Origin of the sequence: Phocaeicola sp. RTP21359st1_B8_RTP21360_211022 (genome assembly GCF_040911965.1) — a bacterium.
Lineage (GTDB): Bacteria > Bacteroidota > Bacteroidia > Bacteroidales > Bacteroidaceae > Phocaeicola > Phocaeicola vulgatus.
The window spans coordinates 1-26,641 of sequence record NZ_JBDFXP010000011.1 but is presented as its reverse complement, the minus strand read 5'-3'; the positions used below and the strand labels follow the sequence as shown (position 1 = coordinate 26,641).

At 47.3% G+C, this 26,641-nt stretch carries 21 protein-coding genes; all 21 read left to right on the top strand.

Going from position 1 to position 26,641, the window contains the following annotated elements; translation table 11 throughout:
* Positions 1-117: 117 nt before the first annotated feature.
* Positions 118-2,046, top strand: coding sequence for a glycoside hydrolase family 97 protein (locus tag AB5062_RS07555; RefSeq protein WP_032952988.1), 1,929 nt, complete (start codon positions 118-120; stop codon positions 2,044-2,046).
* Between the two features lie 438 nt (positions 2,047-2,484).
* The gene (locus AB5062_RS07550) at positions 2,485-5,694 is read left to right on the top strand and encodes a TonB-dependent receptor (RefSeq protein WP_005850211.1); all 3,210 of its coding nucleotides are present in this window, start codon (positions 2,485-2,487) and stop codon (positions 5,692-5,694) included.
* 19 nt (positions 5,695-5,713) lie between these two features.
* Positions 5,714-7,465, top strand: a complete 1,752-nt coding sequence (locus AB5062_RS07545; protein WP_005844363.1) for a RagB/SusD family nutrient uptake outer membrane protein — start codon at positions 5,714-5,716, stop codon at positions 7,463-7,465.
* A 24-nt stretch (positions 7,466-7,489) separates the two neighbouring features.
* On the top strand, positions 7,490-9,268 hold the full coding sequence (locus AB5062_RS07540) for a bacterial Ig-like domain-containing protein (protein ID WP_011965000.1): 1,779 nt from the start codon (positions 7,490-7,492) through the stop codon (positions 9,266-9,268).
* A gap of 73 nt (positions 9,269-9,341) precedes the next feature.
* Positions 9,342-11,225, top strand: a complete 1,884-nt coding sequence (locus AB5062_RS07535) for an arabinan endo-1,5-alpha-L-arabinosidase (RefSeq protein WP_005850207.1) — start codon at positions 9,342-9,344, stop codon at positions 11,223-11,225.
* A 374-nt stretch (positions 11,226-11,599) separates the two neighbouring features.
* Positions 11,600-13,081: a cysteine--tRNA ligase gene (gene cysS, locus AB5062_RS07530; protein ID WP_032946210.1), complete on the top strand. Its 1,482-nt coding sequence runs from the start codon at positions 11,600-11,602 to the stop codon at positions 13,079-13,081.
* A 226-nt stretch (positions 13,082-13,307) separates the two neighbouring features.
* Positions 13,308-14,840 (top strand): histidine ammonia-lyase, encoded by a 1,533-nt coding sequence (gene hutH / locus AB5062_RS07525; protein ID WP_050505413.1) that lies wholly within the window; start codon positions 13,308-13,310, stop codon positions 14,838-14,840.
* Complete coding sequence (gene fabG / locus AB5062_RS07520) at positions 14,837-15,565, top strand: 3-oxoacyl-ACP reductase FabG (protein WP_011965002.1); 729 nt, start codon at positions 14,837-14,839, stop codon at positions 15,563-15,565. Before hutH ends, fabG begins: the two co-directional genes overlap by 4 nt.
* A gap of 7 nt (positions 15,566-15,572) precedes the next feature.
* Positions 15,573-16,802 carry a beta-ketoacyl synthase gene (locus AB5062_RS07515; RefSeq protein WP_032953012.1) on the top strand — a complete coding sequence of 410 codons (1,230 nt, stop codon included), beginning with the start codon at positions 15,573-15,575 and terminating at the stop codon, positions 16,800-16,802.
* Positions 16,803-16,823: 21 nt separating this feature from the next.
* Positions 16,824-17,075 (top strand): acyl carrier protein, encoded by a 252-nt coding sequence (locus AB5062_RS07510; protein ID WP_005844349.1) that lies wholly within the window; start codon positions 16,824-16,826, stop codon positions 17,073-17,075.
* Positions 17,075-17,959, top strand: coding sequence for an acyltransferase (locus AB5062_RS07505; RefSeq protein ID WP_022508332.1), 885 nt, complete (start codon positions 17,075-17,077; stop codon positions 17,957-17,959). The genes AB5062_RS07510 and AB5062_RS07505 overlap by 1 nt, the downstream gene beginning before the upstream one ends.
* Positions 17,960-17,972: 13 nt before the next feature.
* The gene (locus AB5062_RS07500) at positions 17,973-19,043 is read left to right on the top strand and encodes a methyltransferase (RefSeq protein ID WP_032952985.1); all 1,071 of its coding nucleotides are present in this window, start codon (positions 17,973-17,975) and stop codon (positions 19,041-19,043) included.
* On the top strand, positions 19,040-19,477 hold the full coding sequence (locus tag AB5062_RS07495) for a hydroxymyristoyl-ACP dehydratase (protein ID WP_005850196.1): 438 nt from the start codon (positions 19,040-19,042) through the stop codon (positions 19,475-19,477). The genes AB5062_RS07500 and AB5062_RS07495 overlap by 4 nt, the downstream gene beginning before the upstream one ends.
* Positions 19,474-19,917 carry a thioesterase family protein gene (locus AB5062_RS07490; protein ID WP_005850194.1) on the top strand — a complete coding sequence of 148 codons (444 nt, stop codon included), beginning with the start codon at positions 19,474-19,476 and terminating at the stop codon, positions 19,915-19,917. Before AB5062_RS07495 ends, AB5062_RS07490 begins: the two co-directional genes overlap by 4 nt.
* Positions 19,902-21,632 carry a beta-ketoacyl synthase N-terminal-like domain-containing protein gene (locus AB5062_RS07485; RefSeq protein ID WP_032952984.1) on the top strand — a complete coding sequence of 577 codons (1,731 nt, stop codon included), beginning with the start codon at positions 19,902-19,904 and terminating at the stop codon, positions 21,630-21,632. Before AB5062_RS07490 ends, AB5062_RS07485 begins: the two co-directional genes overlap by 16 nt.
* Before the next feature lie 5 nt (positions 21,633-21,637).
* Positions 21,638-21,895, top strand: a complete 258-nt coding sequence (locus tag AB5062_RS07480; protein ID WP_005844336.1) for a phosphopantetheine-binding protein — start codon at positions 21,638-21,640, stop codon at positions 21,893-21,895.
* A complete protein-coding gene (locus AB5062_RS07475; RefSeq protein WP_368326853.1) occupies positions 21,892-23,082 on the top strand; it encodes a beta-ketoacyl synthase in 1,191 nt (396 codons plus the stop codon). Before AB5062_RS07480 ends, AB5062_RS07475 begins: the two co-directional genes overlap by 4 nt.
* A 3-nt stretch (positions 23,083-23,085) precedes the next feature.
* Entirely contained in the window at positions 23,086-24,039 is a 954-nt protein-coding gene (locus AB5062_RS07470) for a beta-ketoacyl synthase chain length factor (protein ID WP_118292313.1), read from the top strand.
* A gap of 71 nt (positions 24,040-24,110) precedes the next feature.
* The gene (locus AB5062_RS07465) at positions 24,111-24,698 is read left to right on the top strand and encodes a KilA-N domain-containing protein (RefSeq protein ID WP_368326854.1); all 588 of its coding nucleotides are present in this window, start codon (positions 24,111-24,113) and stop codon (positions 24,696-24,698) included.
* A gap of 185 nt (positions 24,699-24,883) precedes the next feature.
* Positions 24,884-26,131, top strand: a complete 1,248-nt coding sequence (locus AB5062_RS07460) for a site-specific integrase (RefSeq protein ID WP_005636637.1) — start codon at positions 24,884-24,886, stop codon at positions 26,129-26,131.
* Positions 26,121-26,641: hypothetical protein (locus AB5062_RS07455; RefSeq protein WP_368331261.1), on the top strand; the 521-nt coding region annotated here is incomplete at its 3' end. The genes AB5062_RS07460 and AB5062_RS07455, both read left to right, overlap by 11 nt.

Below are 26,641 nucleotides of genomic sequence, written 5' to 3'. Positions count from 1 at the left end.
AAAATGAACGGATTGTATACCATAAATGCTCCGTTTTTCTACGCTCTCGTCTCGCTAAATAAATTATCTTTGCTCTACATTATAATAGCATATTTAATACCCATGAAAAAACAATTTATGACTTGGCTGCTTGCCATCACTACAATGTCAGCTTTTGCCCAACAAGCTACAGTTACAGGACCCGATTCCTTTTTGAAAGTAAATGTATCCGTAAAACAGGGTATCCCCGTTTATTCCGTTACCTATAAGGACAAGACCATCCTGGAAGATTCACCTTTAGGTTTTGTTGCCAATGTGGGGGACTTCAGCCGGGATATGACTTTCACCGGACAAAAAGAGAATAAAATAGATAAGACCTATACGCAAGACCGTATCAAACAATCACAAATTCATTATCAAGCCAATGAACTTACATGCACCTTTACCAATAAAGAAAAGAAAAATATAAATATAATATTCCGCGTAAGCAACAACGATATTGCTTTCCGTTACGAAATGCCCAAATATGGCGATACGGGAAGCATCGTGATAGAAAAAGAGACTACCGGTTTTGACTTCCCCTCCTTCACCACTACTTTCCTGTGCCCGCAAAGTGACGCCATGATAGGTTGGAAACGTACCAAGCCCAGTTATGAGGAAGAATATAAGGCTGACGCTCCTATGAATGTACGTTCACAATATGGGCACGGTTACACATTTCCTTGTCTGTTCCATGTAGGAGAAAATGGCTGGGCACTTATCAGTGAAACCGGAGTAGACAGCAAATACTGTGGTTCACACCTGAGCGATGCCACCGCCGACGGACTTTATACCCTCGCTTTCCCCATGCCCGAAGAAAACAACGGTAACGGTACGGCATCTCCCGGTCTTGCATTGCCCGGTTCCACTCCTTGGCGTACTATTACTGTAGGCGAAAACCTGAAGCCCATTGTAGAAACAACGATTCCATGGGATGTCGTGGAACCTCTTTACCCAACGGAGCATACATACAAAATGGGACGCGGAACCTGGAGCTGGATACTTTGGCAAGATGGCAGCATCAATTTCGACGATCAGAAAAAATATGTAGATCTTGCTGCCGCCATGGGATATGAATATGTATTGATAGACAACTGGTGGGATACCAACATCGGCCGTGAACGTATGAAAGACTTCATAGACTATGCACACAGTAAAAATGTAGATGTATTTTTATGGTATAGTTCCAGCGGCTACTGGAATGATATAGTGCAAGGTCCTACCAATTACATGGACAATCCCATTATCCGTAAAAAGGAAATGAAATGGCTGCATAATATAGGAGTAAAAGGAATCAAAGTAGACTTCTTCGGAGGTGACAAGCAGGAAACCATGCGTCTGTACGAAGCCATCCTGAGCGATGCGGATGATAATGGACTGATGGTCATTTTCCACGGCTGTACCCTTCCTCGGGGATGGGAGCGTATGTATCCTAATTATGTAGGAAGCGAAGCCGTGCTCGCATCGGAAAACCTGATTTTCCAACAACATTTTTGCGATGAAGAAGCGTTTAATGCCTGTCTGCATCCATTTATCCGCAACACCATCGGTTGCATGGAGTTTGGTGGCACATTCCTCAACAAACGCCTCAACCGCAACAATGACGGCGGAAGCATACGCAAGACCACTGATGTATTCCAACTGGCAACAGCCGTTTTATTCCAAAATCCTATTCAGAATTTTGCGTTGGCGCCTAATAACCTGACCGATGCCCCCCAAGTTTGTTTGGATTTCATGAAGCAAGTTCCCACCACATGGGACGAAACAAGATTCATTGACGGCTATCCGGGCAAATACGTAGTACTGGCACGTCGGCATGCCGATAAATGGTACATAGCCGGAATCAATGCACAAAAAGAACCGCTGAAATTAAAGTTGAACCTTCCCATGTGTACTAAAGGAGATAAAGTGATGCTTTATCAGGACGATAAAAAACTAAATCCTCACGCTGAAGAGATAACATTAAAAAAGAATGATGAAGTCAGCATTACGATGCAGGCGGAAGGAGGATTTTTACTTGTGAAATAATTCCTTTCAGAGAATTTTATTTGTATTTTATCCCTTATGTAGCCGGACAGTCCTTCACCAGGTTGTCCGGCTACATGACTTTATATAAAAAAAGTCTTCTCCTAAGCCTATCTCACCACCCCCAAAAGACGCAAACTATAAGCGGAATAAATACATTTTTTCCATTATCCATTCGTCCACCCTATAAAACCGTTTGTCCACCCCTGTTTACGGTGTAAATTATACTTTTGTCATGCAATCGGTGCTCAATCTTTCGGAAGAGAACCCTGCTTTTAAAGTCTAATCCTAATCTTAAATATTATGAAGAATAGCTCCAGCATATTTATAAACTCTGTGATTTGTCTACCTAGAGTATTCAACATTGGATTGTACAATAATCCAACATCTCAATTCAATACATCAGCAACAATTTAATCTACTAATTTAATACTTAAAAAAATGAGGAAACATTTATTATTTTCCGTAATGCTTAGTCTGTGTGCTATGGGTGGCATGATGGTGTATCCCACACCTGCTATAGCTACCGTAGCACAATCTCCGGCTATCAAGGTTCGCGGTCAAGTTATCGATGAACAAGGTGAGCCCTTGACTGGAGCTACTGTCAGAATTAAAGGAGGACAAGGTGGAACCATTACCGATGTGGACGGAAACTTCCAACTGGAGGTTGCCGGAAACGCTATCCTTTCGATAAGCTATGTAGGCTACAAGGAACGCGAAGTAGCTGTTCGTAACCGCGCTATCATTGAAGCTATCCAATTGCAACCCGACAACCAGATGCTGGAACAAGTTGTTGTCATAGGTTATGGCACACAAAAGAAATCCGATTTGACCGGTTCTGTAGCTGTAGTAGACACGGAAGCCTTGAAACAGACATCCCATTCCAATATCTCCACCATGCTCGAAGGTAAAGTATCAGGCGTACAAGTCACTTCCGACGGGCAGCCCGGTGCCGACCCTACCGTCCGTATCCGTGGCGTCGGATCTTTTGGTGACACTTCTCCTCTTTATGTTATCGATGGTGTCCCCATGGGTACTTCCATCCGCGATTTCTCTTCAAACGATATTGAAACCATCCAAATTCTGAAGGATGCATCAGCTGCTGCCATTTACGGTTCGCGTGCAGCCAACGGTGTGGTCATCATCACTACCAAACGCGGTCAGAAAGACCAACCGCTGAAAGTAGACTACAATGGGTACGTAGGTATGGACTACATTCCCAGTAGTGTCTATGACGTAATGGATGCCGACCAATACAGCCAGTACATCGGTCAGGCATGCGCCAACTCCAACACTCCGCTGCCCGGCGGTTACAAGCTGGACAGTACCACCGGAAAATATCATTTCCAGGATAACACCAATACCAACTGGTTTAAAGAAGTGTTCAAAACAGGTATCCGTCAAAATCACAATGTGAACCTCTCCGGTGGCGGTGCCCACAATACTTATAACGTTTCATTAGATTACTACAACCAGAAAGGTACACTGGAAGGCGCCGGTCCCAACTACGAACGTTACACGGCGCGTGTCAACAACACGATGGACACCAAATTCATCAAGTTCCATACCAGCCTGGTTTACTCTCACTCCGATCAAGACAACATGGGTTTGTCAAACGCTTCCGAATACGTTCAAGGTCTGTATGGAGACGTAACCAACATACTGCGTGGTACTTTGCTGATGCAACCCACCATCAAAGCCTACGACAACTCTACTTGGGTACTTGACAATCTGGTAGGGATCGCCAATAACTTCAACTATGACTCTTATGGTTATGGTGTTTACTACGACACCGTACATGGTGACATTTCAGCTTCCAACCCCTTGCTGGTCAATAACCTGTTAAAGCGCAATACCCGTGTAGACCGCTTTGTAGGAACAGCCTCTGCCGATGTGGATCTCCTGAAAATGATCGGTATTGACAGCAAAAACCACAAGCTCAACTATAAAGTCAATCTCTCTTACAGCAAAACCCATTGCAAGGACTTCACCTGGATTCCTGCATGGGTACAGAGCAACCGTGTCTATCTGGCCAAAAGCAACGAACGTCTCACCAAAGCTACCCGCTCTTATGCCGATGCTTTGATTGAAAACGTGCTGACTTATGATGCCACCGTCGGCAAACACCATTTTAACCTGGTAGCCGGCCAGACTTACGAAGAAGAAAACACCGACTTGCTGACAGGCTGGGGCGTCAACTTCACCGAGCCTTACTTCCTGCAACTCCAGAATGCCGCCAACACTTACGCTGAAAGCTTCGAATACAAACACACCCTCCTATCCTACATCGGGCGTATCAACTACAACTACGACGAGCGTTATCTGTTCTCGGCAACCGTGCGCCGCGACGGCAGTTCCCGCTTGTCCCAAAATATCCGTTGGGGCACCTTCCCCTCTGTTTCTGTGGGATGGCGTTTCGACAAGGAGTCTTTCTTCCCCTTCAACAGAAACATTGTCAACATGTTCAAGGTACGTGCCAGCTATGGCGAGCTCGGTAACGAAAACATTGGTGAATACATGTATCAGGCTGTAATGGCACGTAATAACATGACTTATAGCTTTGGCAACACGCCCATCACCGGTTCTGCCATTTCCACTTTCGTAGACAACAACCTTTCTTGGGAAAAGAAGAAAAGCTACAACGTGGGTATCGACCTCGCCTTGTTCAACAACCGTCTGGAATTCACTGCCGAATGGTACAAGAACACCAGTGAAGACCTGCTTTATGCTGTTCCCGTTCCCGAACAAGCCGGTGTATCCAATACCACCGTAACAATGAACGCCGCTTCGATGAACAATTCAGGTTTCGAATTTGCAGCTACTTACCGCAACCGAGACCACGACTTCAAGTATGAAGTGTCGGCTAACTTAAGTACTGTCCGTAACCGCGTAACCTCATTGGGCTTCGGTACCGATTCATACATCTCCGGCGCCTACATCACCAACGTAGGTGAAGAGATCGGCAAATTCTACGGATGGGTTTATGATGGCATCGCCCGCACACAAGCTGACTTGGACAACCATGCCACACAAGAAGGCGCCCAAATTGGTGACTGCCTCTATAAGGACGTAAGCGGTCCCGACGGAAAGCCTGACGGAAAGGTAGATGCCAATGACCAGGTAGTATTGGGCAGCGGTATGCCTAAGATCAATTTCGGTTTGAACGCCCGCTTCGAATACAAACGTTTCGACCTGAGCATCGCTACGTTCGGTGCACTCAACTATCATGTTAGCGACGACATCCACAACTCTCTGAACTCTTGCTATGGCTGGGGCAACAAAGACGTAGCCATGCTCGACGCCAATCGCTTCAGCGAAGACGGCAGCACCTATCTTTCCAGCGTACCACGTACCTATGTCACCAACAGTGCCAGCCTGGCCTGGAACGATCTCTTCAGCGACCGCAAAATTCAGAACGCAGCTTATTGGAAAATTGCCAATATAGAACTGGGCTACAACTTCCCCAACGAATGGTTTGGCAAATACGTATCGGATGTACGTTTCTACGTGTCGGCACAGAACCTGCACACCTTTACCGGCTACAAAGGTTACAATGTGGACTATGCAGGAGGTACCTTCACACCGGGATATAACTTCTGTTCTTATCCTACCGCACGTACCTTCATGTGTGGCGTTCATTTCACTTTCTAATCACTAAAAACATAACAATATGAAACTCAATAAATATGCATTGGTTCTCTTTTTGGGATTAGGCACATTGACTTCTTGCAATGATAATTTGGAGCTGTTAAATCCCAACCAGCAAACCTCAAACACATTCGGTTTCAATGCCGATGATTTGGAAGAGAGCGTTATTGCCGCCTATAACCATATCCGTATGGAAGGTTCTTACGCCCGTGTAGGCTACACCATTGATGTGTGTCGTGGCGATGAAGCCTGGAATTCATCACAAGTATGGTATCTGCCTTTCGATGACCTGAATGCGGAAGTAACCTCGGACATCACGTGGTGGCCCTGGCGCGAATGGTACTACACCGTTAATGTATGTAATTTTGCCATTTCCCGTTGCGATGAAGACAACAGCCAGCTTTCCGAAAAAATGAAACGCATCAAAGGACAAGTGCTCTTCCTGCGCGGTCTGTCATACTACAATCTGGTTGGTTATTACCAGAACCCGCCCCTCATCACAGATTATGCCACCTACTCTTCATTGGATGGACTTTATACCGGCAACAGCACCTATGATGCCGTGCTGGACCAAGTGGAAAGTGATTTCAAAGAAGCCATGGAATTGTTACCCTCACGAGATCAAGGTGGCGAATGGGAAAAAGGACGTGCCACCTGTGGTGCCGCAGCCGGTTACTATGCCCGTGCGCTCATGGTACGCCATAAATTCAAAGACGCCCTTACTGTACTGAAAGACATTATCGGCAAAAAATATGGTACTTATGAACTGATGGATAACTATGGCGACAACTTTCGTGAAGGTCCTGCCTATGAGAACAACAAGGAAAGCCTTTTCGAAGTGCAATTCCTTGACTTAGAATCACAAGGAACCGACGACGAGTGGACTCCGGTGAACACCAGCCCGAATGCCACCCAAGGTTCGGCCATCGAGAGTAACTTCGCTCCCGGCAATTATGGCGGTTGGGCCGACATTTCGGCTTCCCCCTGGCTCTACCATCTCTTCAAAGCAGAACGTACTACTGACGGCAAACTCGACCCGCGTCTGTACTGGACCATCGGTACTTACGAATCCGATTGGGAAGACTTTGAATATGGCAATGTAGCTTATACGAGCAAACTTACAGCCACCGACAACATCGTAACCAACAACACATACGGTGGTCTACCCATCGCCAAGTTCACAAACCTCCGTACCGGACTCTATAGCACCGTTATTACAGGCTTACACGATGGAATCAACTTGCGTCTGATGCGCTACTCCGACGTGCTGCTCCGTGCTGCCGAATGTGAAAACGAAGTCAACGGCCCCACACAACAGGCCATCGACTGGATTAACGAAGTACGCAACCGCGCTGACTTGCCCGATCTGGAACTGGCTGACTTCCCTACAGCCGACAAACTCTTCGAGCAGATTGCCAATGTGGAGCGTCCGAAAGAATTTGGTTGTGAGTTCGGACGCGGATTCGATCTTATCCGCTGGGGATTCTTCTATAAGAATGATCGTTTGCAACAACTTAAGGAGCACAGTGTCGTACGCCGTTCTGTAACCGGAACCAAAGATCCTGTAGACTACAACGATATCGCAACCGACTCCGAACTAAAAAGTTCTTTTGACACCTACTTACCCGGGCACGAATTTCTGCCCATCGTACAACAGTTGTTGAACAAGAACCCTAACCTAAGTGGTAACTCTGCCAACTTTAGCACGGACAACTCTACTTATTTCAGTGAGAACGGATGGACTGTTCATCCGGTGGTTGACTTAAGCAAATAAACAAACCTATTAAAATGTAAGACAATGAGAATACTCAATAAATTAGTATACGCTTGCTGTTCCATCGCCTTCGGGTTGATGGCATTGCCAAGCTGCGAGGGTGGCGAGCTGTATGATGTTAACGCCCCCGACTGGATTTCCGAGAAAGTGGACTCCATAGCAAATTCAAAGAAAGATCCGGAAGAAGAAGTGCTGGAGGGCATGCAGGAAGATGTCTACTCCTTCGGTAATACGGACTACACCTCCGGTTTCTGGACAGCTTTCTCCAAGTATTACGTCGTGCCCGATGGTCAGAAGTGGCATGGAGTGTTCAACCTCAACATCAACCCTGCCGACAATACCTATTATAAAAACTTCGCCCTAGTCATTACCAATGACGCAGACCGCGGAGGTGAAGGATACACGGAATATGGCGCTTATCGTTTTGATACCACAAACGATACTTTGGCCTATAACTCCCAATGGGGTTCCCATCTCTTCTTCAAATACACCTCCAGCACACTGATGCTGTCACCCGTTGACAATCTGGACGAAACTGTACAGAAATTGGGCGGCAAAGTAACACTCACCGTAGACCGCACCAATGAAAATGCCTTCTCTATCAAAATCCAGAACGCCTCGGCAACCAAAACCTACAAACAGCCGTACAAGTTACCCAATCTGAATGCAGACGCGAGCAATACCAACATCCGCTGCTTCCTGGTACCCGAAGGCTCTTACATCAACTTCTTGCAATCGAACATCGTTCCTATCGGCGGCCTTACCTCTGCCGAAGACAAGAATCCGCTCTCGATGGTACTGCAAAATGTACCCGATCAGGTCAATGCCGGCACCTCACTCGAAGAAGCCGTGGCCGGGATTACTGCCATCGTCAGCTTCGAAGAAGGGGTGACTAAGACCGTAACCGCAGAAGAACTCCAGTTCACTGCCATCCCCAATATGAACGAACTGGGCACGAAGACACTGGTAGTCATCTACAACAAGACCTTCAAGGGCGAGAATTGCAACCAGCCGGTGGTGGCCAATGCTACGTTTGAAGTAGTGGAAAAGATTGTATCCATCCAAGTGACGGCTCAACCTGCGCACACGCAGTATTACTATTATACTTCGGCAGCAACGGAAACGATGACCGACCGTACGCTGGCATTCCTTCCCGAAGGATTGGAAGTAACGGCTACTTATGCCGACGGAAGCACAAGAGTAGTAGACAACGCCAAACTCCATTTCTCTGCCATTCCTGCCAAAGCCGGTACGCAGACCGTAACCATTACTGCCGACGAAGTTACCGCTACCGTAGAAGTCAAAGTTGCCGAATCTGTGGTTGCCGCTGTGAGCAACTCAGCCGGTATCATAGGAGCCGAAGACAATTCAACGGGTTGGTGGACTGTCTTTTCTGACAATTTCAACGTGCCGGCAGGTGAAACCAGATCCATCAGCTTCACCAATTACACCAGCCAAGCTAATAACTGGAGCAACTTCGCTATCGTTCTCCGCAAAGCCGATCTTGCCGAATATGCAGTGGTACGCGCCGACAACTATGGATGGGGTGCAGGATACGATGGAAATGCCAGCCTCGTTCACAACGGTACACAAGGCGACTGGGCTGCTTGGCTTGCCGATATGAACGGAGCCAAAGTCACCGTCTACGTGACCAATTGCGGCAATGGTACAGCCGACATTCAAGCAGTAATGAAAGGCACTTCAGGTACTTCCTATGCCCAATACTATTTAGGGATCAACAAATTGGATATGAACGACTTGAACTTCGCTTTAACGATTGAAGGCGGCCATCTCGTCTTCTAATCCGAATCAGTAATCACACAAGCCATGCCGTTTTCCTCAGGAAGAAGCGGCATGGTCTTTAAACTATCAACAGATGAAAAAACTATTACCATTGTGGATGTTCTTGCCAATATTCCTTGTTTTAGCCGCTTGTTCTGACAACAGCGAAGATATAGACCGCTATTATGCAACTGTAAGTACTCCGAAAGTAACTACAACCACACCCACCTCGTTGACCGTCACCGCATCGGTTACAGGTGATCTGAACCAAATAGTCAAGAAAGGCTTCTGTTACAGTGCAGCAGCTTCCGTACCGACTATCAAAGACCACGTGGTGGATGCCGATGAGAATTTCAGTGCCTCCCTCTCAACCTTGACCTCCGGTACCTCCTACTATATCCGTGCATACGTCTACTGTGACAGCCGTTATGTCTATTCAGAGGTGGTCACGGCCACCACAGAAAGCTTAAGCTTAGACGATGAACTCAAGAATTACGTGGCCCCCACCTACTCCGATGACTATACCTCGATAAGTGACTGGAGCAAACGCTCTCAATGGAATCTTGCCAACGTACACGACCCCTCGGTTGTATTGGCCGAAGATGGTTATTATTACATGTATCAGACGGATGCTTCATACGGCAACGTCCACACCGCAGGCGGCCACTTCCACGGTCGTCGCTCCAAGGACCTTGTCAACTGGGAATACCTCGGCGGTACAATGAAGAACCTGCCCGAATGGGTAGTGCCCAAGCTCAATGAAATACGAAAAGAAATGGGACTTGCCGAAATCAATCCTAATGTTAATGACTTCGGCTATTGGGCTCCCGTAGTACGCAAGGTAAAGAACGGCCTCTATCGCATGTACTATTCCATTGTCTGCCCCGGCACACTCAACGGTGCCAACACCTGGTCGGAGCGCGCCTTTATCGGCCTGATGGAAAACAACGATCCCTCCAACAACGACGGATGGGTAGACAAAGGCTACGTCATCACCAATGCTTCCGACAAAGGACTTAACTTCAACGTGAAGCCGGATGATTGGGCCAATTGCTATTATAAATGGAATGCCATCGACCCCTCTTATGTCATCACGCCCGAAGGCGAGCACTGGTTGGTCTACGGTTCATGGCATAGCGGCATAGCCGCTCTCAAGCTCAATAGCGAAACAGGCAAGCCTGCCGAAACTTTGGGCCAACCTTGGGCTACAGGCCAAGCACCTGCCGAGTATGGTCAGTTGATCGCCACCCGCCAGACAGGTAACCGCTGGCAAGCCAGTGAAGGTCCCGAAGTCATTTACCGCGATGGCTACTACTACCTCTTCCTTGCCTACGACGCTCTCGACGTGCCCTATAACACCCGTGTGGTCCGCTCGAAAAGCATCACCGGTCCCTACGTGGGCATTGACGGCAAAGACGTGACCGCCGGTGCCGATGCACTGCCCATAGTGACTCATCCCTATAAGTTCAGCAAAGGCTACGGCTGGGTAGGCATCGCCCACTGCGCTATCTTCGACGATGGCAAAGACAACTGGTTCTACGCCTCACAAGGCCGTCTGCCTAAGGATGTTCCGGGCATCAACGCCAGCAACGCCATCATGATGGGGCACGTACGCAGCATCCGCTGGACGAAAGACGGTTGGCCTCTCGTAATGCCTGAACGCTACGGAGCCGTTCCCAAGGTAGCCATCACCGAAGAAGAATTGCCCGGCAATTGGGAACACATCGACCTTACATACAAATATGGAGAGCAGAGAACTTCAGCAACAATGACTCTCGCCGCCGACCACACTATCACCGAAGGTATCTGGAAAGGCAGTACGTGGAGCTATGATGCCGCCCAACAGATTCTGACTGTCAACGGAGTGGAACTTTATCTGCAACGCGAAACCGACTGGGAAGCCAGTCCGCGCACCCATACCATCGTCTATGCCGGCTATGCCAACAACAAGACGTATTGGGGAAAGAAGTCCAAATAAACATTCCCGCTCCGCACGCAAACTTCATATAGAAACACCACCACTGCCCCGTAAAACAACACCAAGGTTTATGAGGCAGTGGTCCTGTTTTACAAATCAATAGCAGAGATTAAAGATCATAAACAGAAACAAGAGAAACCTATTTCATGAAAAGGAAAAAGAGTTAGGTTCCCTAATCTCCATACAAAAAATCATCATTCTGTTCTTTTACATTCAAAGACAACCTACTTTTATTTATTACCATAAATCTCTATCCTTTAAACCAACAAACACCATTTGTAGACAAGCAGAGGACATCAGCATCAGATTTTTTGTTAATTATTAGCCAAATACACACTTTAATTTATAACTTTGCAATTCTAATAGAATGAATTATGGAAAATAAACTAACCATTTACAATACATTAAGCCGTCAAAAGGAACTTTTCGTTCCCTTGCATGCCCCTCATGTAGGTATGTATGTATGCGGTCCTACCGTATATGGCGATGCCCATTTAGGACACGCACGCCCCGCCATCACGTTCGATATCCTGTTCCGTTATCTTACCCATCTGGGATACAAGGTACGTTATGTCCGTAACATTACCGATGTCGGTCATCTGGAACACGATGCAGATGAAGGCGAAGATAAAATCGCCAAAAAGGCCCGTCTGGAGCAACTGGAACCCATGGAAGTAGTGCAATATTACCTCAATCGCTACCACAAGGCAATGGAAGCCTTGAATGTACTTCCACCCAGTATCGAGCCACATGCATCAGGCCATATCATTGAACAGATAGAACTGGTAGAAGAAATTCTGAAAAACGGCTATGCTTATGAAAGTGAAGGTTCCGTTTATTTCGATGTAGCAAAATACAACAAAGACCATCATTACGGCAAACTGTCCGGCCGCAACCTGGACGATGTGCTGAACACCACCCGCGAGCTGGACGGTCAAAGCGAGAAGCGCAATCCTGCCGATTTCGCCCTGTGGAAATGTGCACAACCCGAACATATCATGCGCTGGCCCAGCCCGTGGAGTAACGGATTCCCCGGTTGGCATTGTGAATGTACCGCAATGGGTAAGAAATACCTGGGCGAGCATTTCGATATTCATGGAGGGGGAATGGACTTAATTTTCCCACACCACGAATGTGAAATCGCACAAAGCGTGGCTTCACAAGGCGATGACATGGTTCACTATTGGATGCACAACAACATGATTACCATTAATGGACAGAAGATGGGAAAATCATACGGCAACTTCATTAACTTGGATGAGTTCTTCCACGGTACCCACAAGTTACTGACCCAAGCCTACAGCCCCATGACCATCCGTTTCTTCATCCTTCAGGCACATTACCGCAGTACAGTGGACTTCAGTAACGAAGCATTACAAGCAGCCGAAAAAGGATTGGAACGGCTGACAGAAGCTGTGAAAGGTCTTGAACGCATCACTCCGGCAACACAAACCACCGGCATAGAGGGGGTAAAAGACTTGCGTGAAAAGTGTTATACAGCCATGAATGATGACTTGAACTCACCGATTGTCATTGCCCATCTGTTTGACGGCGCCCGTATGATTAATACGGTTCTGGACAAGAAAGCCACTATTTCCGCAGAAGATCTGGAAGAACTGAAAAGTGTGTTCCATCTCTTTATGTACGAAATCCTGGGTCTGAAAGAAGAAGCCGCCAATAACGAGGCACGTGAAGAGGCATACGGCAAAGTAGTAGATATGCTGCTGGAACAACGTATGAAAGCCAAAGCCAATAAAGACTGGGCTACAAGCGATAAAATCCGTGATGAGCTGGCCGCTCTTGGCTTTGAAGTGAAAGATACCAAAGACGGTTTCACATGGAAACTGAATAAATAGGATACATAGAGCGACACTATATTTTTCACCACAGACTATACAGATTCACACAGATTACCCACCTGACAATCAATGATTTAAGAAGCATCTGCGTTTATTTGTATAATCTGTGGTGAACCTTTCAGATAACCATCAAAACTGAAAAATCTCCCTTCGGATGGTAATACTTATTTTTAAATAACTATTTTTGCGGAAATTATACAAAACTGCTTATCACACCAATCCAATGCTAGCTGAGAATAAGATAACTTTAGCGTCCCTGTATAAGATTTTGTTTGAAGAAGAGCCACTGACACTCTCCGACCAATGTATGCAAAAATTGGAAGAGAGTTTCCATTTTCTGAAAACATTCTCCAACGACAAGATCATCTATGGCATCAATACCGGCTTTGGACCGATGGCCCAATACCGTATTGAAGATGAATCCTTGTCACAATTACAGTATAATATCATCCGCAGCCATGCCACCGGAGCAGGGCAACCCCTTCCGGAACTCTATGTCAAAGCTGCCATGATAGCGCGTCTCTATACTTTTCTGCAAGGAAAATCCGGCATACATAAAGAACTGGCATTGCTCATTACCGAGTTTATCAACCGGGGGATTACTCCATACGTACCCGAACACGGCAGTGTAGGGGCCAGTGGCGATTTGGTACAGCTTGCCCATATCGCCCTCACCCTGATTGGAGAAGGAGAGGTCTTTTACCAAGGCAAGAAAAGAGATACGGCATCCGTTTTGGCGGAAAACGGATTGCAACCCTTCAAAATGCATATCCGCGAAGGGCTTTCAGTGACCAACGGCACTTCGGTAATGACAGGTATAGGCATTGTCAACCTGATTTATGCCCGCCAACTGATGCATTGGGCAGTAGGCGCATCGGTCATGATGAATGAAATTGCCGCCTCGTACGATGATTTCATGTCCGAACCGCTGAACGAAGCCAAACGGCATGAAGGACAGCAAGAGATAGCCCGCATGATGCGCCAATGGGTGGAAGGCAGCCAATGTGTACGCAAAAGAGAGAATGAACTTTACAACGGAAAACACGAAGAGAAAATCTTCACCCATAAGGTTCAACCCTATTATTCGTTGCGCTGCATCCCACAGATTCTAGGACCGGTTTATGATGAATTGCTCAATGCCGAAAAAGTATTGATAAACGAAATAAATTCAGCCTGTGACAACCCGATAGTGGACCCCGACACGCAAAACGTGTATCATGGCGGTAATTTTCACGGAGATTACGTTTCTTTTGAAATGGATAAACTGAAAATAGCGGTCACCAAACTGGCCATGCTTGCCGAACGGCAGATCAATTACTTGTTTCACGACCGCATCAACGGCATTCTGCCCCCCTTTGTCAATATGGGAGTGCTGGGATTGAACTATGGTTTGCAGGCGTCACAATTTACCGCGACTTCTACCACAGCGGAGTGCCAGACTTTGTCCAATCCGATGTATGTGCATAGCATCCCCAACAACAATGACAATCAGGATATTGTAAGCATGGGAACCAATTCCGCACTGCTGGCAAAAACAGTCATAGAAAATGCTTATCAGGTGATGGCTATCCTGATGATGGGTATTGTACAAGCTGTAGACTGTTTGGAAATAGCCGATCGGCTAAGCCCCCGGTCACAACAAGTATATAAAGAGATACGAGCATTTTTTCCTGTGTTCCGGGAAGATACGCCTAAATATAAAGAGATAGAAAGAATGATGGTATATCTTAAAAAAGGGAGGTTGCAAGAAAAATGAAATACGCACTAGTAACAGGAGGAAGCCGGGGCATCGGACGGGCTGTATGTCTGAAACTGGCCGAAATGGGATATCATATACTGATAAACTACCAAAACAACGATACGGAAGCCGAAGCCACCCTGCAACAGATACGGGAACAAGGCTCGGACGGCGAACTGATGAAATTTGACGTGACAGACGCAGTAGCCACACACGCCGCACTGAACGGCTGGATGGAGAAGCATCCCGATACCTACATTGAGGTACTGGTGAACAATGCCGGTATACGCCGTGACAACCTGATGCTGTGGATGGAACAGGATGAATGGAGCCGGGTGTTGGATATCAGCCTGAACGGTTTCTTCAACGTCACCCAACCCTTGCTGAAAAATATGCTGGTAAAGCGATTCGGACGTATCATCAACATCGTTTCCCTGTCGGGTATCAAAGGAATGCCGGGACAAACCAACTATTCGGCAGCCAAAGGCGGAATGATAGCCGCCACCAAAGCACTGGCACAGGAAGTGGCCAGAAAACACGTGACGGTGAACGCCGTAGCACCGGGATTTATCCGCACGGATATGACCAACGGCATTGATGAAAATGAATGGAAAAAACAGATACCGGCAGGACGGTTCGGCGAACCCGGAGAAGTAGCCGCACTGGTAGGCTTCCTGGCATCGGAACAAGCCTCCTATATCACCGGAGAAGTAATTTCCATCAATGGAGGAATCTATACATAAGCAGAAGATGAGAAGAGTAGTGATTACAGGCATGGGTATTTATTCGTGCATAGGCAAGAACCAAGATGAGGTGAAAGACTCTTTGTTCCAAGGGCGTTCAGGCATCGGCATCGATCCGGCACGTAAAGAGATGGGGTATTTTTCCGCATTGACAGGACTTGTCGAACGTCCTGATTTAAAGAAGTTATTGGACCGCAAAAAGAGGCATAGCCTCGCCGAACAGGGAGAATATGCCTATATGGCTACCTTGGAGGCATTCCGTCAGGCACAAATAGACGAGGAGTTTTTATTAAATCATGAAGTAGGCATATTGTATGGAAATGACAGTAGCGCCGCTCCGGTAATCGAGGCCATTGATGTCATTCGTGCCAAGAAGAATACGGCTATGGTGGGCTCCGGTTCTATCTTCCAGTCCATGAACTCTACGATTACCATGAACCTTTCGGTTATTTTCCATTTGAAGGGAATTAATTTTACCATATCGGGAGCTTGTGCCAGCGGTTCACACGCCATCGGCATGGCATATATGCTCATCAAATCAGGACTTCAGGACTGCATTCTGTGCGGAGGAGCACAAGAGGTAAATCCTTACTCCGTGGGTAGTTTCGACGGATTGGGCGCGTTCTCCACCCGTGAGGACGAACCGGAAAAGGCATCGCGCCCCTTTGACAAGGGACGGGACGGTTTGATACCCAGCGGAGGAGGCGCCAGCCTGGTACTCGAAAGTTATGAATCAGCCGTAAGGCGCGGAGCTACTATTCTGGCAGAAGTCATAGGATACGGTTTTTCATCCAACGGAGATCATATTTCCGTACCGAATGTGGACGGTCCCAGACGCTCTTTACAGATGGCAATCAACGATGCGGGCATTCCCTTGGAAGAAATCCAATATATCAATGCACACGCCACTTCCACCCCCGTGGGAGATTTGAATGAGGCAAAAGCCATAGCGGAAGTGTTCGGAAACCATCGGCCCTATGTCACATCCACCAAGTCACAAACCGGACATGAGATGTGGATGGCAGGCGCCAGTGAAGTCATTTATTCCATCTTGATGATGAATAACGGATTTATCGCTCCTAATCTCAATTTTGAAGAACCCGATGAAGCCTCTGCTCTGCTGAACATCCCCTCCCGGAGGATAGAAACGGAATTTGATACCTTCTTGTCCAACTCATTCGGATTCGGAGGAACCAATTCCTCACTGATTATCCGTAAATTTAAAGAAAACAATTAATTCAAACCAATATATAAATTTATGACCAACGAAGAAATCATCGAAAAGATCAGAACCACCCTGGCCGAAGAATTTGAGATTGATGTAGAACAGATCCAACCGGACGCACCTTTGATGCAAACCTTGGAATTGGATAGCCTTGACCTGGTGGATATGGTAGTACTGATTGACAAGAATTTCGGTTTCACCGTTACAGCCAAAGATTTTGCCGGTATCAAAACCTTCCAGGATTTCTATAATCTGGTAATTTCACATATGCAAAAAGAAGACTGATGTCCGAAACATGGAAAGGTAAGACAAGAGGAGGCACATTCGGATACATGTTCTTTATCTACATGATCCGCTGTCTGGGGATAACTGCGGCCTACGGCTTCCTGGCATTGGTCGTCCTCTACTTCATACCTTTCGCACCGAAAGCAACGGGCAATACTTGGAGTTACGCACGGAACAGGCTGAAATACGGACGGCTGAAATCCGTCGCACTGCTCCTGAAAAACTATTACCGGCTGGGACAAATATTGATTGACAAAGTGGCCATCGGCAACGGAATGACCGGCAAGTATCATTTCAAGTTTGAGAACTATCAGGCATTTTTAGACGTACTAAACGGAAACACCGGAGTAATTATGATTGGCGCCCATGTGGGCAACTGGGAAATAGGCGCTCCTTTCTTCGATGAATATGGCAAAAAGATCAATATCGTCATGTTTGACGCCGAACACGAACGGATAAAGGAGATTTTGGAAAAGAACGCCTCTACGCGAGACTACAAAATAATTCCGGTGAATGAAGACAGCCTGACACATGTATTCCGCATCACGGAAGCATTGGACCGCCGGGAGTATGTCTGCTTTCAGGGAGACCGCTATCTGAATAAAGAGAAATTACTCACGACTTCTTTCATGGGAAAAGAAGCCAAATTTCCGATGGGCCCTTTCCTGCTGGCTTCGAAGTTAAAAGTACCCGTCGTATTCTATTTTGCCATGCGTGAAGCCCAAAGAACGTATCGTTTCCATTTCTTTATAGCCGAGACAGTAGTACGGACGAAAGAGAAACGGGCCGAACAGGCATTATTGGAGCAATATACACAAACGCTGGAAAAGATTGTCCGGCAGTATCCGGAACAATGGTTCAATTACTACCCGTTCTGGACATAAAAATAAATCTGGTATGATGCATAAAAGATATACAAAAGAACAATGTACGGCTGCCGAAGCGCAAAGACTGGCACAAGAGATAGCTTTCGGTCCTGTGGTATTCCAAGTATCGCGCCTGATGTTGAAATTCGGAATTTTCCAATTATTGTCCGGCAAACGGGAAGGATATACGCTGCAAGAAATCAGCGGGCGGACCGGACTGACACGCTATGCGGCACAAGTATTACTGGAAGCATCGCTGACCATCGGAACCATCCTGTTGGAAGAAGACCGTTATGTACTGGCCAAGGCAGGCTGGTTTCTGCTGAACGATAAAATGGCTCGTGTCAATATGGAATTCAACCACGATGTGAACTATCAAGGATTGTTCCATTTGGAAGAAGCTCTTTTAAACGGGCGTCCGGAAGGATTGAAAGTATTCGGAGAATGGCCTACCATTTACGAAGGTCTGTCCCAATTGCCGGAACAGGTACAGAAAAGCTGGTTCGGCTTTGATCATTTCTATTCGGACCAGTCATTCGGCAAAGCATTGGAAATCGTGTTCAGCCATCACCCGAAACGCTTGCTCGATATTGGCGGGAATACCGGCAGATGGGCCACACAATGCGTACAATATAATAAGGAAGTGGAAGTAACCATCGTGGACCTGCCTCAACAACTGGAAATGATGAGAAAGCAAACGGCCGGTTTGTCCGGTAGTGAACGCATACACGGTCACGGCGCCAATCTGCTGGATCGGGACGTGCCCTTTCCCACGGGTTTTGACGCTGTATGGATGAGCCAGTTTCTGGACTGCTTCTCGGAAGAAGAAGTCATCAGCATCCTGACCCGTGTGGCACAATCCATCGGCAAAGACAGCAAAGTCTATATTATGGAAACATTATGGGATCGCCAACGGTATGAAACAGCATCTTATTGCCTGACACAAATCAGCCTCTACTTTACAGCAATGGCCAACGGCAACAGCAAGATGTTCCATTCGGATGACCTGATCCGCTGCATTGAAAATGCCGGATTGGAAGTGGAAGAGATTCAAGATAACATAGGACTGGGACACAGTATCCTGCAATGCAGACTGAAATGAGCAGCAAAGAAATCATTTGTCAGGGAGAAGAACTGTTCCGGCTGATTCCCCAACGCCCGCCCATGGTAATGATAGACCGCTTCTATGGGATAGAAGAAGATACATCCTGGTCAGGGCTGACCGTCACTACCGACAACCTGTTCTGCCGGGACGGTGTACTACAGGAAACGGGAATCATAGAGCACATCGCCCAGTCGGCGGCGGCACGTGTAGGTTATATCTATATGCTGCGGAAAGAACCTGTACCATTAGGTTTTATCGGTTCGGTAGAAAAGATGAAACTATTCCGTCTTCCTTCTGCCGGAGCAGAACTATATACCGGTATAACCATCGTTCAGGAAGTATTTGATATCACCCTGATTACCGCCGAGGTAAAAGAAAACGATGAATTGCTGGCCGAATGCCGGATGAAAATATATCTGAAGAAAGAATGAAACGAAAAACAAGTCCACATCAGGCGGCACTGACAGACCGGACCACCATCAAAGTCCGCTTCAGTGAGATAGATTCCATGCAGATAGTATGGCATGGAGAATATGTGCGTTATTTCGAAGACGGACGCGAAGCTTTCGGAAAGCGGTACGGCCTGGACTATATGAGCATTTACCGGGAAGGATATGTAGTACCTATCGTAGATCTGACCTGCCAATTCAAACAACCGCTGTCTTTTGGTGAGGAAGCGATTGTCGAGACACGGTTTATCCACAGTGATGCCGCCAAAATCCTTTTTGAATACACCATCTACCGGGCATCGGACCAAAACATTGTGGCAACAGGAACCACTACACAGGTATTCCTGAATACAAATAGAGAACTGGAACTGGTTAATCCTGCCTTTTACATAGAGTGGAAAAAGAAATGGAACATCATCTGACTACCTATATCACCCATGATACCCTGATCAGCGCGCTGGGTTTCGGCACACAGGAAAATCTGGAAGCCATCCGGAGCTATCACAGCGGTATCACCCTGCAGACGGACAAACGGATTGCGGACACTCCCCTATTGGCAGCCACTCTCTCGCAAGAGAGATTGCAACAACAGGCGGAAGCCATAGGAGTAAGTGGCTATCCCCGGATGGAACAACTGTTCATACTGACTATCAACGAACTCATCCGTCAGTCCGGACAAACTTTGGAAGACAAAACCTGCGGACTCATCCTCTCCACCACCAAAGGGAACATCGATTTACTGGCCCGTCATACGGAACATCCCGATGAAGCGGTCTTTCTTTGGAAAATGGCAGAAAACATTGCCGGTTATTTCCATGCCGAGGAACGGATGCATGTCATTTCCAATGCCTGCATTTCAGGAGTGTCAGCCATCATAGCAGGAAAACGCATGATAGAGAACGGTATCTACCGCCGGGTAATCGTAGCGGGAGGTGACCTTCTCTCTCATTTCATCACCAGCGGTTTCGGGTCTTTCCGGTCTCTCAGCTCCCGCCCATGCCGTCCGTATGACAGCAGCCGTGACGGATTGAACTTGGGAGAGGCCTGCGGAGCCGTATTGCTCAGTTCAGAAGGAACAGAAGAACATGTTATCCTTTCGGGAGGAGCCGTCAGTAACGATGCCAACCACATCTCCGGTCCTTCCCGCACGGGAGACGGACTCTATTTCGCCATCCGCCAAGCCATGCAGGAAGCAGGAACAGCCCCTCAGGATATCAGTTTTGTGAATGCTCACGGCACTGCTACCTTATATAATGATGAAATGGAATCCAAAGCCCTCACACTGGCTCATCTGGAACAAGTGCCCGTCCATAGTTTGAAGCCCTATTTCGGCCATACCCTGGGAGCATCGGGAATCATTGAAAGCATTGTCTGTATGCACGAACTGAAACAAGGCATCCTGTTCGGCACTCCGGGTTACGAAACGCCGGGAATTCCTATACCAATACCGGTCTATGCCACCCACCGGAGCATCCCGATGAAACATTGTGTAAAAACCGCTTCGGGATTCGGCGGATGCAACGCAGCCATTGTCTTATCTTTACCGGAATATACTCCGTTCAAGGATGAGGACAACACCTTGCCCGAAATCCGATGTACACGGGAGGTTCGTATTGAAAACAGTTCTGTCTTCATAAACAACGAACTTATTTTTCATTCCGAAGAACCGGATTTCGGCACATTTATACGTGATACCTATAAAAAAACATGCGGAAACAACCTGAAATTTTATAAAATGGATGACCTTTGCAAATTGGGATATGTGGCCGCCGAATACTTGCTGGAAGGTAAGACATTCGCCCCACTGGAAATGGGGATGTTACTTGCCAATGCCGCTTCCTCTCTGCATACGGACATCAGACACCAGCAACTGATAGACCGGGAAGGAGACCAGGCAGCCAGTCCGGCTGTATTTGTTTACACACTACCCAATGTCGTATCTGGCGAGATTTGCATCCGCCACAAGATACAAGGGGAAAACACCTTTTTCATCACTGAAGCCTATCAGCCGGAAAAACTGGAAAGATACGCACGTATAGTCATGCAAAAAGGGAAACTGAACTATTGCATCATCGGGTGGTGTGAATTATGGAAGAACACCTATAAAGCAGTATTTAAACTGATCGAAAAACAATAAAGAATATGGAAGAATTGATTGATAAACTGAAAGTTGAATTAATAGAAGCATTGAATCTGGAAGAAATCACTCCGGAGGACATTGACAGTGAAGCACCTTTATTCGGAGATGACGGTCTGGGCCTTGACTCGATTGACGCATTAGAGATTATCCTGATTCTGGAAAGGAATTATGGAATCAAGATAGAGAATCCTGCCAAAGGCAAGGAAATATTCTATTCGGTACGTACCCTGGCAGACTACATCACCGCCCATCAGAAATGAGGAAGATCTATGTCACCGGTCTGGGAGTGATTTCGGGCATAGGGAAAGGAGTGGAAGAAAACCTGGATTCCTTAAAAGCCGGGAAACACGGTATGGGGAAAATCACCCTTTTCCCCACCGCACTTGACGTACCCGTGTCCGAAGTAAAACAGAGCAATGAAGAATTAAAGAAACTCCTGTCCCTTCCATCCGGCAAGACGTATTCACGTACAGCCTTGCTGGGCTTGTGGGCAGCCCAAGAAGCGGCCCGTGATGCGGAACTCGATTTCACTTCTCCCCGTATCGGGCTCATTTCTTCCACTTCCATCGGAGGAATGGATGCAAGCGAGCGGTTTTATGCCTCTTTCCGGGAAGATAACCGGAAAGGAAGATTACGTGACATTATCTCCCATGACTGTGGGTCCAGTACCGAAATGATAGCCGCTTATTTGGGAGTGAAAGGAACGGTGACCACCCTCAGCACCGCCTGTTCTTCCGCCGCAAATGCCATTATGTTAGGGGCACGCCTCATCCGGCACGGTCTGCTGGACGCTGTCCTTGTAGGCGGAACGGATGCCTTATGCCGTTTCACGCTCAACGGTTTCAATTCATTGATGATACTGGACAAAGAGCACTGCCGCCCTTTCGACCGCACACGTGCCGGACTAAACCTGGGAGAAGGAGCCGGATACCTTGTTCTTCAATCTGATAAATCCCTTACTAAAGCTCCTTATTGCGAACTCAGCGGTTACGCCAATGCCAATGAAGCCTACCACCAGACAGGAAGTTCCCCCGACGGAGACGGACCTTTCCTTTCCAAGAGTCAGGCCATAGCCTCTGCCGGGCTGACAGCCGGAGCCATAGACTATATCAATGTACATGGTACAGGCACTCCCAGCAACGACGCTTCCGAAGGGAAAGCCATCCGGCGTATCTTCGATACCCGTATTCCGCCTTTCAGTTCGGTCAAGGCTTTCATCGGGCACACCCTGGGAGCCTCGGAAGGAATAGAAGCCGTATATTCCGTACTCTCCATCCGTCACGGACTGATTTACCCTAATCTGAACTTCCATCTGTCCGATGAAGAAAGCGGCCTTATTCCTGAAACGGTTTTCCGGTCAGGACTTCCCATACGGCATGTATTATCCAACTCCTTCGGATTCGGCGGCAACAACTCATCTCTCGTATTTTCCACCCTAAACAGATAGCGTATGTGCCCAGTATATATCAACCGTATCGCCTCTATCCATGCGGAAAGCAGCAATGAAAAGCCTTATTTCTCCGCACAGGAACCTGATTATAAAGAAATGATCACCAACGCCAATCTGCGGAGGCGCATGAGCCGCATGATCAAGATGGGAGTAGCCTGCGGACTGGAATGTCTGAAAGATATCCCGTCGGAAAAGGTAGATGCCATTATCACTGCTACGGGACTGGGTTGTCTGGCCGATACGGAAAAGTTCATGAACGCCTTGATGGATAACCGGGAACAGATGCTCAATCCCACCGCTTTCATTCAGTCCACCTTTAATACGGTGGGTGCACAGCTAGCTTTGCTACTCAAAATACATGCCTATAATGTTACGTATGTACACCGTGGTTTAAGTTTTGAAAGTGCTCTGATAGATGGCATCATGAGCATTGCCGAAGGCAAACAGCATGTACTGGCAGGTGCTATGGATGAAATAACCCCTACCAGCCATATCATCCAACAGCGTTTAGGACTGTTGAAAGGAACGACAGCCGGTGAGGGAGCACAATTTTTCCTGTTAAGCGCACAAAAAGAGGAACAGACCTTTGCCGAACTGAAAGGGGTAGATACTTTTATCACCCGGATGAGTGCTCCGGAAATCAGTAACAGGATGCATCATTTTCTAAAATCTCACGGGCTTGCACCCGAAGACATTGACTGGTTTATCAGTGGCAAGAACGGGAAGAAAGCAACAGATGCCGTTTATACAGAGCTGGAACACAGTCTGTTCCCTCATGCCCTGCATAGCAGCTTTAAAGAACAATGCGGAGAATATCAGACTGCTTCATCCTATGCTCTCTGGATGGCGGCAAAAGCCTTGAAAGAAGAAGCTTCATCCCGTTACGCATTGATTTATAACCAATATCAAGGTATCAATCACTCAATCATCTTAATCAAGCGATGCACATCCTAGTTTCTGTAGTCATCATAGTAAGCGTCATGGCCTATTAAAAAGATGCTTTTAAGATACTGAAAACAGGAATAATGCTTAACTTTATCCCTCATAAAATAAAAGTAGTAGAAATAATGAAGAAAATAACTGTTACGAATATTGATATATCCATATCTGTAAGACCTGATAATAATGATTATATCTGCCTGACAGACATGGCACATTTCAAAGACAGAGAACGTACTAACTACATTATACAAAACTGGATGCGTCTACGTAGTACGATTGATTTTCTAGGGTTATGGGAAAAACTAAATAATCCAAATTTTAAAGGCATCGAATTCGATGCTTTTAAAATGGAGAGTGGAACAAACAGTTTCACCCTAACCCCCAAACAATGGATAGAAAAAACTAAAGCAATAGGGATTATATCCAAGCCCGGGCGATATGGGGGAACTTTTGCCCATAAAGACATAGCTTTTGAATTCGGGACTTGGCTCAGCCCTGAATTTAAACTATATCTCATCAAAGAATACCAAAGACTTAAAGAAGCAGAATCACACCCTTTATTAAGTGAATGGAACGTAAAAAGAATACTTAGTAAAGTAAACGCAGCAAGAAAAAGCAAGGTTGATGATAATACAGCAAGAATGCAGTCTATTAAGCAGTTAGGTGTTTAACTCATAATACTGCATAAGCTGAAAAAGGAGATCCGCTAAAAACAGCGAAAGACTTCAGTTCCCATATCGTTACTGATATAACGGGAATAAGAAACGGCACAACGGGTTCTATTTCAGTAATTTGCACAGTTTTTCATACCTGAGGACAACTCGCTTGATATTAACTTTGTAACGATCAAAAAAGTATGAAAACGAGTATGAGCAGATCGACCTTCAAAATCCTCTTCTACGTGAAGAAGGGCAGCGAGAGAGCCAACGGCTATCTCCCCCTAATGTGCCGTCTTACGGTGGACGGTGAAATCAAGCAGTTCAGTTGTAAACTGGACGTACCTCCGAAACTTTGGGACGTGAAAACGGCACGTGCCACGGGCAAGAGCGCCGAGGCGCAGAAAATCAATGCGGAGGTTGACCGGATACGCGTGGACGTGAACCGCCGTTACCAGGAACTGATGCAGTCCGACGGCTATGTCACCGCCGCCAGGCTGAGGGACGCCTGCCTCGGGCTGGGCGTGAAACGCGAGACGCTGTTGAAACTCTTCGAGCAGCACAACGAGGAGTTCATCAAGAAAGTGGGACACAGCCGCGTGCAGGGAACATACAACCGCTACCGTACCATATACAGGCACCTTTGCGAGTTCGTCCCGAAAGTGTACCGCCGTGACGACATCCCCCTGAAGGAACTCAACCTGACGTTCATCAACAACTTCGAGTATTTCCTGCGTACGGAGAAGAAATGCCGCACCAATACCGTATGGGGTTACATGATCGGGCTCAAGCACGTCATCTCCATCGCCCGCAACAGCGGTGCGCTTCCCTTCAACCCCTTCGCCGGGTACATCAACTCCCCCGAAAGCGTTGACCGGGGCTACCTAACAGAGCGTGAGATACAGACGCTGATGGAGGCCCCGGTGAAAAGCGGGACCTGCGAACTGGTACGCGACCTCTTCATCTTCTCTGTGTTCACCGGACTGGCATACGCGGACGTGAAGGCGCTGACGACCGACCGGCTCCAGACCTTCTTCGACGGCAACCTCTGGATCATCACCCGCCGGCGCAAGACAAACACCGAGTCCAACATCCGCCTGCTGGACGTTCCCAAGCGCATCATAGAGAAGTACAAGGGGCTGTCCAAGGACGATCATGTATTTCCGGTACCGAGCAACGGCAGATGCAACACCATATTGAAGGAACTTGGCAGGCAGTGCGGTTTCAAGATAAGGCTGACCTATCATGTGGCCCGGCATACGAACGCCACCACCGTGCTGCTCTCGCACGGTGTGCCCATCGAGACCGTAAGCCGTCTTTTGGGGCATACGGATTTGAAAACCACCCAGATATATGCCCGGATAACCAACCAGAAGATCAGCAGCGACATGGAAATCCTGTCCCATAAGCTGGAAAAGATGGAGAAGGAAATATGCGATGCCATCTGAGGAAATGGTATTTATGAAACGGACGATTTTCCCCTTCCTCATCAAAGTTCGTCCGTCCCTGCGGGACTCCGCGTTTTCCCTTCGGTTTCCGGTAGAAAATTTCCGCATGGTGAAATTTTCTACCGGAAAAACGCTCCGAAAGCGCAGGGACGGACGTAAAAGGGATTCAGAAGGCGAAAACTGCGACCGACGTAGTGCATGTGCGACAAGGAAAAGAACTGTCCGGGAGCCCCTTTTCATGCCGTACCCCGGCATGAGACCGCTTTCCTCTCCGGCTGTGGTGAAGGCTCTCCTGCTCCCTCTGCATTGCATATGCGGGTTGTTCCGCCTGTATCCACGTCAGCCGGTATTGCCTGCCCTTTCCTTGGTAGAAACGGCTTGTCGCAACAGGCGGCGTGACACAAACTTTTCCGGATATGGAGGACCATTCCGGAAAATACACCGTACATTTGTACATCGAACCAATAATAACCGAATAACCGTTAAAAGAACATGGCTAAAATTAAAGTC

Coding starts and splice junctions, on each gene's coding strand:
- AB5062_RS07555 (WP_032952988.1), top strand. CDS start 118: ATGACTTGGCTGCTTGCCATCACTACAATGTCAGCTTTTGCCCAACAA.
- AB5062_RS07550 (WP_005850211.1), top strand. CDS start 2,485: ATGAGGAAACATTTATTATTTTCCGTAATGCTTAGTCTGTGTGCTATG.
- AB5062_RS07545 (WP_005844363.1), top strand. CDS start 5,714: ATGAAACTCAATAAATATGCATTGGTTCTCTTTTTGGGATTAGGCACA.
- AB5062_RS07540 (WP_011965000.1), top strand. CDS start 7,490: ATGAGAATACTCAATAAATTAGTATACGCTTGCTGTTCCATCGCCTTC.
- AB5062_RS07535 (WP_005850207.1), top strand. CDS start 9,342: ATGAAAAAACTATTACCATTGTGGATGTTCTTGCCAATATTCCTTGTT.
- cysS (WP_032946210.1), top strand. CDS start 11,600: ATGGAAAATAAACTAACCATTTACAATACATTAAGCCGTCAAAAGGAA.
- hutH (WP_050505413.1), top strand. CDS start 13,308: ATGCTAGCTGAGAATAAGATAACTTTAGCGTCCCTGTATAAGATTTTG.
- fabG (WP_011965002.1), top strand. CDS start 14,837: ATGAAATACGCACTAGTAACAGGAGGAAGCCGGGGCATCGGACGGGCT.
- AB5062_RS07515 (WP_032953012.1), top strand. CDS start 15,573: ATGAGAAGAGTAGTGATTACAGGCATGGGTATTTATTCGTGCATAGGC.
- AB5062_RS07510 (WP_005844349.1), top strand. CDS start 16,824: ATGACCAACGAAGAAATCATCGAAAAGATCAGAACCACCCTGGCCGAA.
- AB5062_RS07505 (WP_022508332.1), top strand. CDS start 17,075: ATGTCCGAAACATGGAAAGGTAAGACAAGAGGAGGCACATTCGGATAC.
- AB5062_RS07500 (WP_032952985.1), top strand. CDS start 17,973: ATGATGCATAAAAGATATACAAAAGAACAATGTACGGCTGCCGAAGCG.
- AB5062_RS07495 (WP_005850196.1), top strand. CDS start 19,040: ATGAGCAGCAAAGAAATCATTTGTCAGGGAGAAGAACTGTTCCGGCTG.
- AB5062_RS07490 (WP_005850194.1), top strand. CDS start 19,474: ATGAAACGAAAAACAAGTCCACATCAGGCGGCACTGACAGACCGGACC.
- AB5062_RS07485 (WP_032952984.1), top strand. CDS start 19,902: ATGGAACATCATCTGACTACCTATATCACCCATGATACCCTGATCAGC.
- AB5062_RS07480 (WP_005844336.1), top strand. CDS start 21,638: ATGGAAGAATTGATTGATAAACTGAAAGTTGAATTAATAGAAGCATTG.
- AB5062_RS07475 (WP_368326853.1), top strand. CDS start 21,892: ATGAGGAAGATCTATGTCACCGGTCTGGGAGTGATTTCGGGCATAGGG.
- AB5062_RS07470 (WP_118292313.1), top strand. CDS start 23,086: ATGTGCCCAGTATATATCAACCGTATCGCCTCTATCCATGCGGAAAGC.
- AB5062_RS07465 (WP_368326854.1), top strand. CDS start 24,111: ATGCTTAACTTTATCCCTCATAAAATAAAAGTAGTAGAAATAATGAAG.
- AB5062_RS07460 (WP_005636637.1), top strand. CDS start 24,884: ATGAAAACGAGTATGAGCAGATCGACCTTCAAAATCCTCTTCTACGTG.